Annotated in this window: 15 protein-coding genes and 1 tRNA gene; 6 read left to right on the top strand and 10 right to left on the bottom strand. The window is 41.6% G+C overall.

All coding sequences use genetic code 11. From position 1 onward, the window contains the following. Window positions 1–6: 6 nt before the first annotated feature. The 4 genes from R9C00_10565 to hemL form a co-directional block, all read right to left on the bottom strand. Entirely contained in the window at window positions 7–1,167 is a 1,161-nt protein-coding gene (locus tag R9C00_10565; GenBank protein ID WPO37895.1) for a THUMP domain-containing protein, read from the bottom strand. 207 nt (window positions 1,168–1,374) lie between these two features. Beyond that, window positions 1,375–1,448: transfer RNA gene (locus R9C00_10560), tRNA-Met, on the bottom strand. Between the two features lie 607 nt (window positions 1,449–2,055). Beyond that, entirely contained in the window at window positions 2,056–2,295 is a 240-nt protein-coding gene (locus tag R9C00_10555) for a GlsB/YeaQ/YmgE family stress response membrane protein (GenBank protein WPO37894.1), read from the bottom strand. Between the two features lie 200 nt (window positions 2,296–2,495). Then, complete coding sequence (hemL, locus tag R9C00_10550; protein ID WPO37893.1) at window positions 2,496–3,791, bottom strand: glutamate-1-semialdehyde 2,1-aminomutase; 1,296 nt, start codon at window positions 3,789–3,791, stop codon at window positions 2,496–2,498. 343 nt (window positions 3,792–4,134) lie between these two features. Between hemL and R9C00_10545 the strand changes: the two genes are divergently transcribed. Together R9C00_10545 and R9C00_10540 are read left to right on the top strand one after the other, a co-directional pair. After that, window positions 4,135–4,773: a TetR family transcriptional regulator C-terminal domain-containing protein gene (locus R9C00_10545; protein ID WPO37892.1), complete on the top strand. Its 639-nt coding sequence runs from the start codon at window positions 4,135–4,137 to the stop codon at window positions 4,771–4,773. Window positions 4,774–4,915: 142 nt separating this feature from the next. Next, complete coding sequence (locus R9C00_10540; GenBank protein ID WPO37891.1) at window positions 4,916–6,253, top strand: AarF/ABC1/UbiB kinase family protein; 1,338 nt, start codon at window positions 4,916–4,918, stop codon at window positions 6,251–6,253. Between the two features lie 62 nt (window positions 6,254–6,315). Here the strand turns inward: R9C00_10540 and R9C00_10535 are convergent, their stop codons facing one another. From R9C00_10535 to R9C00_10525, 3 genes are all read right to left on the bottom strand, one after another. Continuing rightward, window positions 6,316–6,855, bottom strand: a complete 540-nt coding sequence (locus tag R9C00_10535) for an NAD(P)H-dependent oxidoreductase (protein WPO37890.1) — start codon at window positions 6,853–6,855, stop codon at window positions 6,316–6,318. 39 nt (window positions 6,856–6,894) lie between these two features. Next, window positions 6,895–7,518, bottom strand: coding sequence for a transcription elongation protein SprT (locus tag R9C00_10530; protein WPO37889.1), 624 nt, complete (start codon window positions 7,516–7,518; stop codon window positions 6,895–6,897). A 200-nt stretch (window positions 7,519–7,718) separates the two neighbouring features. Then, window positions 7,719–8,471, bottom strand: coding sequence for an RNA methyltransferase (locus R9C00_10525; protein WPO37888.1), 753 nt, complete (start codon window positions 8,469–8,471; stop codon window positions 7,719–7,721). Between the two features lie 335 nt (window positions 8,472–8,806). Between R9C00_10525 and R9C00_10520 the strand changes: the two genes are divergently transcribed. Continuing rightward, the gene (locus tag R9C00_10520) at window positions 8,807–11,317 is read left to right on the top strand and encodes a POTRA domain-containing protein (protein ID WPO37887.1); all 2,511 of its coding nucleotides are present in this window, start codon (window positions 8,807–8,809) and stop codon (window positions 11,315–11,317) included. Between the two features lie 76 nt (window positions 11,318–11,393). On the opposite strand, the gene R9C00_10515 is transcribed toward R9C00_10520, so the two are convergent. Together R9C00_10515 and R9C00_10510 are read right to left on the bottom strand one after the other, a co-directional pair. Beyond that, complete coding sequence (locus R9C00_10515) at window positions 11,394–11,690, bottom strand: putative quinol monooxygenase (protein WPO37886.1); 297 nt, start codon at window positions 11,688–11,690, stop codon at window positions 11,394–11,396. Window positions 11,691–11,742: 52 nt separating this feature from the next. Continuing rightward, window positions 11,743–12,756 carry a zinc-binding alcohol dehydrogenase family protein gene (locus tag R9C00_10510; protein WPO37885.1) on the bottom strand — a complete coding sequence of 338 codons (1,014 nt, stop codon included), beginning with the start codon at window positions 12,754–12,756 and terminating at the stop codon, window positions 11,743–11,745. Between the two features lie 449 nt (window positions 12,757–13,205). Here R9C00_10510 and R9C00_10505 point away from each other — a divergent pair, with 449 nt between their 5' ends. After that, complete coding sequence (locus R9C00_10505; GenBank protein WPO37884.1) at window positions 13,206–13,601, top strand: hypothetical protein; 396 nt, start codon at window positions 13,206–13,208, stop codon at window positions 13,599–13,601. Between the two features lie 26 nt (window positions 13,602–13,627). Continuing rightward, window positions 13,628–13,831 (top strand): hypothetical protein, encoded by a 204-nt coding sequence (locus tag R9C00_10500; GenBank protein WPO37883.1) that lies wholly within the window; start codon window positions 13,628–13,630, stop codon window positions 13,829–13,831. Between the two features lie 123 nt (window positions 13,832–13,954). Here R9C00_10500 and R9C00_10495 read toward each other — a convergent pair whose 3' ends face one another. Next, window positions 13,955–14,569 (bottom strand): hypothetical protein, encoded by a 615-nt coding sequence (locus tag R9C00_10495; GenBank protein ID WPO37882.1) that lies wholly within the window; start codon window positions 14,567–14,569, stop codon window positions 13,955–13,957. Between the two features lie 138 nt (window positions 14,570–14,707). Here R9C00_10495 and rimO point away from each other — a divergent pair, with 138 nt between their 5' ends. Then, window positions 14,708–16,021, top strand: a complete 1,314-nt coding sequence (gene rimO / locus R9C00_10490; GenBank protein ID WPO37881.1) for a 30S ribosomal protein S12 methylthiotransferase RimO — start codon at window positions 14,708–14,710, stop codon at window positions 16,019–16,021. Window positions 16,022–16,024: the final 3 nt, after the last annotated feature.

The following is a 16,024-nucleotide window of genomic DNA, read 5'->3' as shown; positions in this document are numbered from 1 at the left end:
CTAAAACTAAACCTTCCCCTGCTTCGATGCTTTTTTACTACCTCGGTAAAGCTCAAATTTATGGAGCTTGCAATCAATCGGTCCATTGAAAAGCTTGATTTTCCGGGAAGGGCGCAAACCGACAAATTTGATAGCATCGAGGTTTCCACTCAAAATCCACGCATCGCAACCATTGTAGCCGTGCTTTAGCTGCGTTCCTATCTCCTTATAAAACTCCACCATGTCCTCAGCTTCTTCCAGTCTTTCCCCATAAGGCGGGTTAATTATCACGAGAGCATCTTCCAGCTTAGCTTTCGATTCGAGAAAATCTTCTTTTTCAAATTCTATAAATTCATCTACCCCAGCTCGCTCGGCATTGTCTATGGAAACTTTGATCGCATTAAGTTCTATATCAGAAGCGTAAATCTTTCCTTCCATATCGGTAATCTTCTCTATTGCCTCGTCTTTTATTTTCTTCCAGAGTGCTTGGTCAAAATCCTTCCAGTACTGGAAGGCAAAATCCCTAAAATAGCCCGCAGGTACATTTCTGGCCATCAGTGTCGCCTCAATGGCAACCGTACCAGAACCGCACATTGGGTTTATGAGATTCCGCTTCTTGTCCCAGCCCGTGAGCATCAGAATACCCGAGGCCAACACTTCACTCATAGGAGCGAATACCTGTCTCAAGCGATAACCACGCTTATTGAGCGTCACCCCAGAGCTATCAAGGGAAACCGTACATTGATCCTCCGCTATGTGGACATTGATCCGCAAATCGGGATCTTCTGTATCTACCGAGGGGCGTTTGTCATATTTGTCCCTGAATTGGTCCACTACCGCATCTTTCGACTTGAGGGCAACATATTTGGAATGGGTAAAAATCTCACCACTGGTCGTCCCCTCTATCGCCAAGGTCTGGTTCACGGTCATGTAATCTTCCCAATCTATCTTTTTTATCTGATCGTACAATTGGTACTCATTGCGCACCTGAAAAGTAGTAATAGGCTTCAATACCTTTATAGCCGTACGAAGCAAATAATTACTTTTGTACAGCACCTCTTGATCGCCACGGTACTTTACCGCACGTTTCAACAATTCAATATCCGTAGCCCCAATCTCTTCCAATTCGGCAGCCAGCAATTCCTCAAACCCAAAAAGGGTCTTGGCGATCATCTCAAATTTTTCCACAATAAAATAAGTTCGGTATTAATTTTTGCCCTCAGGGGCGAATCTCGCAACAAAGATAGGGAATAAGTTGCAAGAGTTGGAGTATGAGTTTTTTGGGGAAGAGTTTTTAAGCTTATTTATTTTTTTTGGAAAACAAGGAAAAGAGCCTCTATAAGAGTTGCCTAAAACGCAAAAACCCCTCAAACTGATTGTCTGAAGGGTTTATTGTAGCGAAGACGGGAGTTGAACCCGTGACCTCAGGGTTATGAATCCTGCGCTCTAACCAACTGAGCTACCTCGCCATTCCGTTTTGGGATTGCAAATATCTTAAACTACTTTTTATAAGCAAATTTTTTCATCAAAAATTAACGATCAACTTCAATATTTTTTTTCAAACCTACTTCCAATTCCCCAAAAAAAGGAAACCTCGCTACATAGTGGCGAGGCTTTACCTGAATATGTTTTACAACATGAAGATGATCTTTAATAGCGTTGCCCAGAATAAACTGGTTTGTTCTTTTATATATGTTATTTAACTGTTTTTTGAGGTACTTTCAATGCGCACAAACGAATGAAATTAAAAAATATTGTCCAGTTTGCAAAAGTTTGGCAGCTTATTTGGTTAAGGTAAGCCAGATAGTATGCAGGCAATGCTAATATTCATTTATTAGCAAGGCATTTTGGAAAGCTCATTGTAGAAACAATGGGCTTTTTTTTCTTTTTAAACAAAACTAACCCTCTTACTAGAGCACATTATTACCGCTCATCAAAATCCCCAAAAATACTCCCACTAAGTACACATCACACTCGTTCAAGGCTTTAAGCTCTTCTAACCAAATAAGCCAGCATAACGAATGTCTTGTCACACTGGCTTAGTAGGGCAAAAATAACCATTTTACTTCGAAATAACTACTTTTTGACCAATCCTACCACAAACAAAAGTAAAATTGCCCCAATTACCGCAGTTGCTATAGAGCCTATCAACCCTCCGAAAGAAATACCAACCAAACCTAGTACCCATCCTCCTAAGATCGCCCCGATGATTCCGATAACGATATTCCCAATTAAACCGAAACCCCCTCCTTTCATTATCTTCCCTGCTAACCAACCTGCTACTAGACCTATCAAAATAAAATACAAAAACTCCATGAGATAAAAATTTAGACGTTTGAAAAATATTTTTTGGTGAGTAAAAAAAGGATGCTTGCGGATTAGCTTGAAATGTTCTTCAAATTACAGATTTCGATCAAAACCACATGAGGTTTCCCTTTAAAATTTTACACCTTTTCGACAGAAGGCACTTCTAAAAGATAAAAATAGCCTAAGGCTGGGTAGCCTTAGGCCAAAATCTATGAATGAATCTCTATCAAAGCCTCTTTGTTGGCTGCGATGATTGTTTCCACATTCTCGTCGGTGAGAGCGTTGGACAAGAAAAGGCTTTCATATTGCGAAGGCGCTAAGTAAACACCACGATTGAGCATGGCATTAAAGTACTTTTTGAACACCTCCATATCTGATGCTTTTGCATCTTCAAAATCATGTACTTTACTATTATTGAAAAAGAGCGTGGTCATTGAGCCAAGTTGGTTCTGGGTATAGCCCAACCCAAGTTCTTTTACATTGACCGCAATTCCATCCACTAGCGTTTTGGTAATCTGCTCCAAGCGTGTGTATACTTCTGGATGCTCGTTGAGGTAACTAAGCATAGTAAACCCGGCCGCCATAGCAATAGGGTTGCCCGAAAGCGTTCCTGCCTGATACACAGGACCTACTGGCGAAACAAAATCCATGATCTCAGCCTTGCCACCATAAGCGCCAACTGGCATTCCTCCACCAATAATCTTACCTAAGCAAGTAAGGTCTGGAGTCACACCAAAAAGCTCTTGCGCACCACCTGGGGCAAGCCTGAACCCGGTCATCACCTCATCAAAAATAAGGACAATTCCTTCTTTATCGCAAAGCACCCTTAAGCCTTCTAAAAAACCAGGCTTGGGCAACACGCAGCCCATATTCCCTGCCACTGGCTCTAAAATTATCGCCGCTACTTCTCCCTTGTTTGCATCTACCACTTGTTGAACTGCCTCAAGATTGTTGTAAGGAGCTAAAAGGGTGTCTTTCGCCGTGCCCTTGGTTACTCCTGGGCTGTCCGGATCGCCCATAGTAATCGCCCCACTTCCGGCCGCTATCAAAAAGCTATCGCCATGGCCATGATAGCAGCCCTCAAATTTGATAAATTTATCTTTCCCTGTAAAGCCCCTAGCTAAGCGTATGGCGGACATAGTAGCTTCCGTGCCCGAATTCACCATCCTTACTTTTTCTATGGAAGGAACCATAGACACAATAAGCTCCGCTATGGCCACCTCTCTTGAAGTTGGCGCACCAAAAGAAAGGGATGTCTCCGCTGCTTTTTGTACCGCCTCTGTAATAATTGGATGGGCATGGCCTAATATCATCGGCCCCCACGAATTGATCAATTCTAGGTACTTGTTGTTGTCCTCATCTATAAGATAAGCACCTTTGGCCTCCCTTATAAACAAGGGGGTACCGCCCACGGCCTTAAATGCCCTTACAGGAGAATTAACTCCTCCGGGAATTACTTTTTTAGCATTTTCAAAGTGTGTTGCGCTTGCTTTATTTGTCGGCATGTCGTTCAAAAAGTTAAATTTATATTAAAAACTTACATGTAATATTTTTCACAGTCTTTAAAAACTTGTCAAACACTACATGTCATCTGTAGGTTAATGATACATCAAAGTTCAAATATAGACAATTTGAAGAGGAGGGAATAAAAAAGGAAAACTACTTACAGGTAATATCGTATTTTATTAATCGGCAGGCTTATTTTACAGAAACAGCCCTGAGAGGGCAGAGGACAAAAAAAAAGAAACCCCCTAATATAGAAGGTTCCTTTCCACTTTAATAAACTAAACTAACAAACAAACTTCATGTCTAAAGAACTAAATTTTTTTCACATTAGTTTATAATCCTATGAAAAAATTTAAAGAAAAGATTAAAAAAACTTACATCGACTTCATTTTGCAAAATAAAAAGGAGCCTTCATCCGTAAACCACTTCATGGATTCGATAGGTGAAGGGGAAAAGTCCTTTTATGAGCACTATTCTTCTTTCGAGGCAATCAAAAAAGAAATCTGGACTGATTTCATCACACGAACACTAGAGCAAGTGAAAGCAGAAGAGGTTTACCAAGAATATTCCGTAAGGGAAAAGCTCTTGTCCTTCTTTTTCACATTGATAGAAATACTGAAAGAGCAAAGAAGTTTTGTGGTATATACCATAGACGATGCCAAGAAAAGCCTTTCGCTTTGCACCCCTACATTTGCCAAGGGTTTTAGAGAAGAGTTTTTTGGTTTTGCCAACGAACTGATAGCCGAAGGGTTCGATACCCAAGAACTGCACAGCCGACCGGTGATCAGTGAAAAATACCCTAACCTGATATGGGGGCAACTAGTATTGGTATTGAAATTTTGGGCAAAGGATGAATCCGAAAACTTTGAAAAGACAGATGCAGCCATCGAAAAATCGATCAATCTTACCATGGACCTTATGGGGCTAACCGTATTGGACCAAGCTTTTGATCTGGCAAAATTCCTTTTCCAAAATAAATAAGAAAGGTTGCTTGTTTCATGTTTATGGTTTCAAAATGCATGTAAATCTTAATAGATGTTTTTAAACTTTTGAAAGCTTCTTCTATTTGGCAAACCCTTTCGGCGAACAGGCGGTTAAAGAAAAGCGACATCAAAATTCTAACATGGCGAAAAAAACTAAAACTCAAGACAGCATCCCTGCAAGCAAAGTTCAAAGAGCCGCAAGGTTTATGAAAACCGGCGTAAAAGTAGGTGGGAATTATGTAAAGCATTATGCCAAGAAAGTGGTTGACCCTTCTTTATCGAAAGATGAGCTGCACGAGGACAATGCGAAGGATATCTACGATTCTTTTAGCGAATTGAAAGGCAGTGCCCTGAAAATAGCCCAGATGATGAGCATGGACAGGAACCTGCTCCCATCGCAATATTCTCAAAAGTTCCAGATGGCTCAGTACTCTGCCCCTCCCCTATCTTTTCCGCTTGTGGTGAGGACGTTCAAAAAGTATTTTGGCAAAAGTCCTTCCGATATGTTTGACAGCTTTACCCACGATGCGGTAAATGCCGCTTCCATTGGGCAGGTGCACCAAGCGGAATTGGATGGAAAAAAGTTTGCGGTAAAGATCCAATATCCGGGCGTGGCAGAAAGCATAAGCTCTGACCTAAAAATAGTAAAGCCTTTTGCGGTAAACCTGCTCAACCTCAATGAGAAAGATGTAGACCATTACATGAGCGAAGTGGAAACCATGATGCTTTCGGAAACGGATTACGACTTAGAGCTAAAACGTTCTCAGGCTATTTCGGAAGCTACCATGCACATCCCAAATCTCTATTTCCCAAGCTATTATCCAGATCTATCTTGCAAGCATGTCCTCACAATGGACTGGCTGGAAGGAATGCACCTAGGAGAGTTTTTGCAGACCAATCCTAGCCAAGAAGTGAGAAATAAGATTGGGCAAGCTCTTTGGGATTTTTACGATTTCCAAATCCATAGCATGTTAGAAGTGCATGCCGACCCGCATCCTGGCAATTTCCTGATAAGGGATGATGGAACATTGGGCATTATAGATTTTGGCTGTGTGAAAGTAATTCCCAAAGAGTATTACGAGAAATACTTCATCTTGCTAGACAAGAACCTTATGGAGGAAGATGAGCGGTTGATGAAAAACCTCAAGTCGCTCACATTTATTTATGAAAGCGATACAGCTGAGGAACAAAGGGAACTGTTCGGTATTTTCAAAACGATGATCAGTTTGTTGGGCAGACCGTTTTATTCCCCCACTTTCGATTTTGGGAATGATGATTATTTCCAAGAAATCTATGACTTTGGCGAGCAGACCTCTAATGTAAAAGTGCTCAAGAATTCGAAGAAGCCAAGGGGAGCAAAAGACGGTTTGTACATCAATAGAACCTACTTCGGCTTGTACTCTATCCTTAACGAGCTGAAGGCAAACATAAGCACTCGCTCTACTTGGAAGTTGGAAAACTTCACCGAGCTGGTATAAAAGCCGATTGAAAATAAAAAAGCTACAAAGCCACAACCAAAAGTGGTTTCTTTGTAGCTTTTTTATTTCCCTCTATTCTGCTCCACCAACTCCACAAATGCGTTTGCCAGCTGACCAAGCTTGATTTTCAGGTCATCGTTTACTATTTCCCCCTCGGCATTTATTTTCCCTTTTGCCCCTTGCACAAGCAGCATAGTTTCCTCAGTAAAAAGACCTTCTATTGTTCTCATGATTAGTTGCAGCTCTTGATAGGCTTTTGCCCCGTTTGCCGCTGCGGTAATCAGCCCAAGTGGTTTCTTTGAAAAAACAGTAGTAGACACGCACCATTCCAAGACATTTTTAAGCCCACTCGGGATACTGAACACATATTCAGGCGTACATATTATCACTCCATCGGCTGCGGCTATGGCTTCCCGAAACTGCACCACTTTTTCAGGAGTGTTCCTTGCCGTAAGGGCAGTTCTAAAAGGAGGAAGATCACTTAAATCATCTATGATCTTTACTTCAAAACTATCTCCCAATAGCTGGGAAAAACATTTCAAAATTGAAAGGTTCGATGAGTTTTCGCTTGCACTTCCGTTAATGGCTAATATTTTTTTCATGTTGGGTGTTGAATATGTTTTTCTTGGTAAAAATATATTTCACCTCTTCTTCTCAGGAAAAACCCTTGCGATGGGGCTGATTTTGAAAAGTCTTTTGGTTCGAATTTCCATACACATGTAGTTTTTACGGAGCTTTTCGTGCTTTTGGAATTTCCGTCCATCTTCTAGGAAGAACACGGCATTGAAGGGTAGTTTTTCGAGGTAAACGCTTCCATTGTCTTCATTTTTTAGTTCATCGAGGGCTTTGTAGAGCCGAGCATCTCCTGCACTAGATGCGCCGGGGTCTTTCATATATTTCCTCAGAGAAGGGAGGATTTGACTGGGGAAAAATGTTTCGTTGAGGAAAGGCTGCATGAGCATTTTGAAATTATTTTTCCATTCTTTTCCATGAGGCTGGACCTTGTTTTTATGCTGCTCCCACGTGACAAGGTGAGCAGTTTCATGTACAAACGTAATGAGGAACTGGTAGGGGGAAAGGTTGTGGTTGATGCTGATCCTATGCCCATTGTTCCCAAACGGTGGGCGGTAGTCCCCAAACTTGCTTGCCCTTTCTTTGGTGATCTTCACCCCTATTTGGTAGCGAAGTATCCATTCTACCAAAAAAGGTGCAGCCCCCTCGGGTACATGTTTCTCCAAAATGGTTTCCAGTTTTTCTTTCTCCATTCTTCTTTTTAAGTCAATCCAAAAACTAGATTGGTTAGCTCTTTATATTTATCTAATATCTTACTAAATTGATACATAACTTGGTGTCAAATCAAGCGGACGCTTGAGATCAATGTTTAGGCACGAGCGAGATGCTCCCGCCAGTGTAAGCTATAGAAAACTATTTCATCAGCACATTAGCAAATCATCTCATCCTCACATCACCCCTTCTGCCTAAAATTATCACATATGACTGCACAAGCTGTCGCCACGTTGAGCGATTCGGCACCACCAAAGCTCGGGATGGTAATCTTCTTCCCTATCACTTTTTCGAGAGCCGGGCTGATCCCATTCGATTCATTTCCCAACACCAAAACAGCATCTGCTGGAAGCTCTTTTTCTTTATGCAAATTATCTCCTTCCATAAACGCCCCAAACGAACGCACATGTGACGGCAAGTTTTCTAGGTAAGAAACCAAATCAATATAGACCGTCTGAACCCTCAAGAAAGAACCCATAGAGGAGTTGATCACCTTCGGATTAAAAAGGTCGGTCGTATTTTCCGAACAAATTACTTGCTTGATCCCATACCAATCGGCAATCCTCAAGATCGTCCCTAAGTTTCCCGGATCCCGCACATCGTCGAGCGCAAGTACTAACCCTCCTTCATACTTCGGAGCTGTAAATGTATCTGGGGGAAGCTTTACCAAGGCGAGGGCCTGGTCATTGCTCTGAAATGTTCCCGCGCTCTCCAATGCTTTCTGGCTACTTTCTGTTACGGGACAAGCAAACCTTCTTAGTTCACGCCCGTACAAGTCCATAAACTCCCTAGTAGCAAAAATTTCCACCATTTCAAAGCTGCCCGTTACTAGTTCCAATACGTTTTTTCTCCCTTCTACAAAAAACAACCCTTCTTTCGTGCGGTTCTTTTTGAGATGGAGCGACTTGATAAGTTTAAGCTGATTTTTGTTCAAATTTTGATAATTTTGATACCCGATCGAGCAAAAATAGCTTTTTTGGGAAAGCGGCAAACCATCTTTAGCAGCTTATTTTTAAGTTTTTTAACACTACTTCTTCATAAACACCTGTATTTTTACGGAATCTTTATTTTAAACAAGCATACCCGTATATCTATCTGCCCCATTTTGCACCTTTATTGAAAGGCGTGGGGTCTTTTAGAATAATGTGCGAGTAGTTTGTTGTATAATCAGGAAGGGAAACAACGCAAAAATGACCAGCGCACCTTAATAAGTGGGTGGATAATATGAACTTGGGCAACTCAACTATATTCTCAGAATCAGGGTATTTGATGGCAAACAGACGAAGCTGGCCAAAGCTATTGCTTGGCTTAGCGATACTCTTGTTTCTGGGAACTTCGTGTGTACCAGTTAAAAACCTAAAGGAGGGCGAGTATTTAATTTTCAACCAATCCATCAAAAAGAATAAGTACATTGAAGGGGAAGAGTTGGAAGTATTTTACCGCCAAAAGCCCAACCGCAAAATCATTTACCTACCTATGATGCCCTACTTGTATGCCTACAATATAGGAAAGAAGCGCTTCGACAAAACCAAATCGAAGGATAGTCTTCGGCTAGAGGAAACCATTGTAAAATACGATACGAAGATAAGGGAGCTTCAATTTCAATTGGACTCTGTGGAGGTTAACGGGATTGATAAAAAGGAAGAGGAGCTTACCAAAGACTCTACCAAAATCCTGAAAGATATTCGTGCTTTGCTCAGAAAAAAGGAGGAAAAAGTATTGAAGCTGGAAAACAAGCTGAAAAATGGGAACTGGATGATGAGTTCCATAGGCGAACCTCCTTCTATTTACAACCACGATATTTCCGAATATACCCAAGAACAAATGGAAAAATACCTTCAGTCGAGGGGGTATTTTGATGGGAAAGTGAGCATTACCCTCGATACATTGGAAGAGAAACTCATCAACGTAGAATATATTGTGGAGGAAGGCAAACCTTACAGAATCCGCAACCTTTTTTACCATATACCCGACACGGCTATTTTGGAGGTTCTTGGCAATAATTTCAAAAAAGCTGCCCTAGAGGAAGGAGATATTTACAATGAGAAAAATATTGAAAAAGAGCGGATAAGAATCACACGAGTGCTACAGGACAATGGCTATTATGAATTTAGGCAATCGTATGTCTTTTTTGAGGTAAACGATACCTTGTCGCAAAACTTTGTGGACATAGACGTTACCATAAAAAACGATGCAAACAAGGGTGGGCATAAAAAATTTATGATTGATGAAGTAGTGTTTGAAACGGACGTTGATGTAAATACAAGCCGAGGGGAAAATATTTCTTACTACAAAGATATCGAGTATATAGAAGGGGAAAGCAGCTATTCGAAAAAGGTGTTGGATAGAAAGATTTTTATCCGCCCGGGAGAACCCTACAGCCTTACCAATGTGGAAAACACGCAAGTATCGTTGGCCCGTCTCGATATCTTCAAGTTTGTGAACATTAATTTTGATACTACGGGTGGACACATAAAAGCAAGTATTTTCACCAGTCCTTACCCCAAATACCAATATTCTTTGGAAGGAGGACTCAATGTATTCCAATCGTTGCCAGGTCCTTTTGTAAGCCTTTCACTTATTGACAGAAATGTGTTTAAAGGTTGTGAAATATTAGAGCTGAGCGTGCGGGCAGCCGTGGATGTACAGCGAGGTACGCAAGAAGGACAAAGCCTCGATAGTCAAGAATACGGGGCAAACCTATCGCTCTCTTTTCCTCGGATTATTTTTCCTATGCGCAGCCATACCAAACGAAAACTGTTTAGAAAAATCCCTATCACCAAGCTTTCGGGAGGCTGGGCGTACATAGATAGGCCCGAGTACACACGTGTGAACCTGAAAAGTGCGGTGAGCTATCAGTGGCGTACCAATAGAAATGGGCTTTTTAATTTCAGTCCCTTCGACCTTGGGGTAGTAAATACGAAGGAGATTTCAGATGAGTTTAGGGAAAGGTTGGATGAGCTGGAACAACAAGGCTCGACGCTCAAAAACAGTTTTGACAGCTCTTTGGTATCTAACCTGAATGCTTATTACCTCTACACCGATAACATTTTTGGTTTCCAGCAGCGGAAATCTAAGTTCTACAAGGTGTACGTAGAATCTGGTGGAACGTTTTTCGGGCTTTACAACCAAACGGGGCTGATAGATGAACAAGGTTCTATCCTCGACTTACGCTATTTCCGCTACATAAAAGGTGATTTTGACAACCGTTTTGGTGTACCTGTTGGCAAAAGTGGCCAATTGGCAACTCGCTTCCATGTGGGAGTAGCCCGACCGTATGGCACCACGCCGGGTATGCCTTATGAAAAGTATTTCTTTACTGGAGGAAGTAACAGCAACCGCGCTTGGCCTGCCCGAAGGCTTGGACCTGGTTCCTTTTCCTCTACCGACACACTTGACAACGGCAACCAACGCTTTCGCTTTGAGCAGCCGGGTGAGATTATCTTAGAAGCCAACCTAGAGCTTAGAAGAGACTTATTTAGCTTTTTTGAGGGAGCGCTTTTCCTAGATGCCACCAACATTTGGACCTTGAAGGATGATCCTGCCCGCCCTGGCTCAGGCTTTAGCAAAAGCTTTTGGAGGGAAATTGCCCTCGGGGGAGGATTGGGCATCCGACTGAATTTTGACTTCCTGCTAGTAAGGCTCGATGCTGGTGTAAAACTTATGGATCCGTCAGAATCCTTGGGCGAACGCTGGGTTGGCGATGAATTTAGTTTCAAAAACATCTTCTCCACCCAAGGTGATGTGATTTATAACATAGGCATTGGTTATCCTTTTTAACAAAAAAAGCACAGACTTTCTATAGTCTGTGCTTTCTACATCTATTTTCAACTTGGTTTACGCCAAATACTTTACCCTAACCTATATGCGTCATTTCGTTTAACACAAACTCTTCTACAGCACCATCAGTTGCTTTCACATATTCAGCCAAGTGAGTGTTTTCCATATGCTTTTGCCACAGTTCCTTACTTTCCCAATTCTCAAAAAACAGGAATAGGTTTTCGTTCTCGTTGTCTTGGTGTAAATCATAATTGATACACCCTTCTTCTGCCCTAGTAACCTCAATTAGCTTTAGCAATTCGCTTTTCACCAAGGCCCTTTTTTCAGCCTTTGCCAATATCCTCGCCACAATCGTTAATTTCTGTTCTGCCATTTTTCTGACTTTTTAATAGTGATTATTTAGGGTAAAAATAAAGGTTTATACCTTAAAATAGAATCACTGTTTTACCTATTGTCTTTCCAGACTCCTGCATTTCATGCGCTTTTTTTAAGTTTTCCACCGTGAAGCCTTCCAAGGTTGTTGTCAGCGTGGTTTTTAGCGTTCCGTTATCCAACAAGCTAGCTATTTCATTCAATATTTCGTGTTGCCTTTCTATATCGTCCGTGGTAAACATAGAGCGAGTGTACATCAACTCCCAAGAGAAAGAAACACTTTTGACCTTGAGGATATCTAGGTTCAATGGCTTGCTACTACCTGTAATAGAAACTATATGACCTTGAGGTTTTATGATTTCAGCAGCAGTATCCCAATACCCTCCAAGGTCTACAAAATCTAGGATATAATCTACTTGACTATGACCAATTTTCCCTAGCTCCTCTTTTAGGTGGTAGTGGTTCACTACAAAATCAGCACCCAAATCTTTGCACCACTGTACAGAATCTGGCCTGGATGCCGTAGCAATTACGGTAAGCCCTGCTACTTTTTTGGCAATTTGTATGGCGATAGAGCCTACACCACCGGCACCAGCCAAGATCAACACCGTTTTTCCTTTATCTTTTTCAGGGTTGATTTTGATACGGTCAAAAAGCGACTCCCAAGCGGTTAAACCCGTTAAAGGAATAGCGGCAGCTTCTGCAATACTTAATTTTTTGGGTTTGGCACCTACTATGCGTTCGTCCACCAATTGGAACTCCGCATTGCTCCCGCTTCGGGTGAGGTCGCCGGCATAAAACACCTCATCTCCTACTTTGAACCGTGAAGCCTTATCACCTACTGCCTCCACAGTACCTACCGCATCCCACCCTATAACCTTGGGCGTATCGAGTACCGTGTCTTTTGCCGCATTTTGCCTGATCTTAAAATCCACAGGGTTCACCGAAATAGCCGATATTTTCACCAAAAGGTCGAAGCCAGTTGGCGACGGCTTCTCAGTTTCAAACTCAATAAAACTGTCTTTTTCTGTGATAGGTAACGATTTCTTAAATCCTATTGCTTTCATTTCGAATTTGTTATATGTTCTTAAAAAGTCCTTTAATTACATGAAAAATGCTTTTTGCATGTATAAATTAATTCAGATTAACTAAATCAAAATCATACTATAATTTTTATAGTTACAAAACTAAGTACGGTTTGTATACGAGGCAATAACGGTCAAAAAGGATAGTTTGATTTTTTCACAAAAAGGGACAATTAGGTATAAATTTAATGGAAAACGCTCATTCCATTGCTGCGTTCCATAACCGAACGGGAAGTTTATGTTGTGGAAAATCGTGCTGAAACGGAAGGTATAGGCAAGGGCTAGAAACGGGTACTCCTATACCACTCACATATTGCACGAAGCCTTTGTTTGTTTATAGCGGGCATTAGCGTATCTATTATTAAATTGGCAACCTGATATCAGTTGGAAAGCAATCGGTATCAGGTTTAAGAACCTATACCGTCCGCACTATGAACAACATCAAAACATTTATTTTCCTGCTCTTAATTGGATGCACCCAAAGCACTGACTCACAACTTTTTCTCAATTCAGAAGAGGGCATTTCATTTTTAGAGGAAATTGGTTTCATCCAATACCCTACCCCCCAAACAAGAGCATACAGGCTAGACTCACTCAAGACCAGAAGTGCCGAAGAAGTGATCAGCTTAGTCAATGTATTAAATACCAAACAAGAAGTAGCACCACAGTACTACTGCGCCGTGGTTGGGCTTCAACTGTCTGATAGCAAACAACAAGCAGTATTCATTGAAAAATTCCTTGAACAAGAAGCTTACACAGAGTACTTCAAAGTTATGTACAACAAGGCACAAAAAAGAAAAAGATCAATATTTCGCTACATAACTTAGCACAAAGCCTCGATGCCGACCAGACCATGAAACTTCTCTCGACTTATGGATTCCTATTGATGAGCGATAACTCATACGGTCCCAGCAGCCAGTACTCCATCCATGAGGAAGCACTTGGCGAAATGGCAAGTGAGATTAGGCAAATACTCGCAGCTAATTTGGAAAAAGAAATCACCACTGGACAAAAAAGCAGTATTGCACAGGCGCTGAGAAAGTCTATGGAAGAGTGACAGAGAGGACAAAGCCAAGCCTACGAGCAATGCCTATGGCTCACAGGTAATAGTGTAAATCGTCTATTTTGGAGTTATCTGCTTCACTCTGTGTGTCACAGGCTGATTATTTCAAATCCGCTATCAGTATGAATAACCTTCATATTGATCAACCCCAATTTTAGTTAAGAACACACGCCATTTATCTCTATATTTTTCATCCAAATAACTAATTACTTGATTGTTGTACACACTTCCATAGTTTGTATTATCGTAAATGCACCCTCCTCCTCCATAAGCTAAACTCACCTTATATTTCTTCAAAAACTTCTTGCATATCCTTTTATCCATTACTATAGCTTGAGAACCACCAACATGTACAGTCACTTCCAATTTTCCCATTACCAAGTCACGCTCAAAATTGAACGGATTCGGCTTTTTTGAAAGCTGAAACAGCAAATTCTTGTCCTCGCTTTCAATAGTTATCATAGTATCAACCTTCTCATAGTTAATACAAACAATTGTCAACTTATAATCTTCATCAACCTTCAATTGCTTCTTAAAGGTTGTTGAATTTACTCTTTCAAAAAAAGGGGGATTGTCTTCGGATGAAGAATGAGTTGGATGTACAAATACAAGTTGGACCAATGAAGAATCGGCTTTTTCTATCCCTAATTCAACAGTAAGAACGGCACTTTGGGCAAGTACAAATTGAGCACTTGTTAAAAATAGTAAGAATGATATGTAAGTTGGTTTCATAATTTCCGTCGGCTTTAACCACCCCTGTTCTTCCACCAAAGATAACAAGCAAACCCACATTCTCCCCCACTCCATTCCTTTTCTTGTAGTATAACCGTACCTTTGCGGTTCGAAATTTTCATTCTAATACTACGAACATTGAAGACGAAAAAACTCAAAAGAGATAAGGTCAATATAGTGACGATGGGCTGTTCCAAAAACTTGGTGGACTCTGAGGTCTTGCTTACGCAGCTAAAGGGCAACCAAATTGAGGCTTCCCACGAGTCTAAAAAGGACGATTCGAACATCATCGTAATCAATACGTGTGGGTTCATCGACAATGCCAAGCAGGAGTCAATTGACACTATTTTGCGGTATGTGGATGCCAAGGACGAGGGCTTGGTGGAAAAGGTGTATGTAACGGGTTGCCTATCCCAGCGCTACCGCGACGAGCTCCAGTCGGAGATTGAGGGCGTAGATGCGTGGTTTGGCACCAACGAGCTGCCCGCTTTGCTCAAGCGCTTCAAAGCGGACTACAAGCAAGAGCTGATTGGCGAGCGATTGACTACTACCAAAAATCATTATTCTTACCTAAAGATATCGGAAGGTTGCGACCGACCTTGTTCGTTTTGCGCCATCCCGCTTATGCGTGGCGGCCACCAGTCTCGCCCCATTGAGGAGCTGGTGAAAGAAGCAAAGAACTTGGCGAAGAACGGTACAAAAGAACTTTTGCTCATTGCCCAAGATTCTACGTTCTACGGCTTGGATTTGTACAAGAAAAGAAACTTGGCTGATCTACTCAGAAACCTTTCCGATGTGGAAGGAATCGACTGGATCAGGTTGCACTATGCTTTCCCCGCTGGCTTTCCCGAAGATGTGCTGGACGTAATGGCTGAGCGCAGCAATATTTGCAACTACCTCGATATGCCTTTGCAACACGGCTCTTCTAACATGCTCAAACTGATGCGCAGGGGCATTACAAGGGAAGGAACGGAGACCTTGATTAAGAAGATTAGGAACAAAGTCCCAAATGTAGCTATCCGTACTACACTAATAGCGGGTCACCCTGGGGAAACTCAAAAAGAGCACGAGGAAAACATTGATTTTATCCAACGCATGTGCTTTGAACGCTTAGGTGTGTTTACATACTCTCACGAGGAAAATACGCATTCTTTCTCTATGAAAGATGATGTGCCTGAGGAAGTGAAAGAACAAAGAGCGACGGAACTGATGCAACACCAAGAGGATATTTCCCTCATGCACAATGAAATGAAAGTGGGAAAAACCTTCAAGGTTTTGTTCGATAGGAAAGAAAACAACTACTTCATTGGCAGGACAGAATTTGACTCGCCTGAGGTGGATAACGAGGTGATGGTAAGTGCACAAAAGCATTACGTACGCTTAGGTGACTTCACCAATATCAAAATTGACGAGGCTTCGCAGTTTGATCTTTACGGCACGCCTGTGGAGTAAGCA

The organism is Flammeovirgaceae bacterium SG7u.111 (assembly GCA_034044135.1).
Taxonomy (GTDB): Bacteria; Bacteroidota; Bacteroidia; order Cytophagales; family Flammeovirgaceae.
Note: the sequence above shows the minus strand (reverse complement) of the source record. Positions and strands in the feature narration are given on the sequence as shown.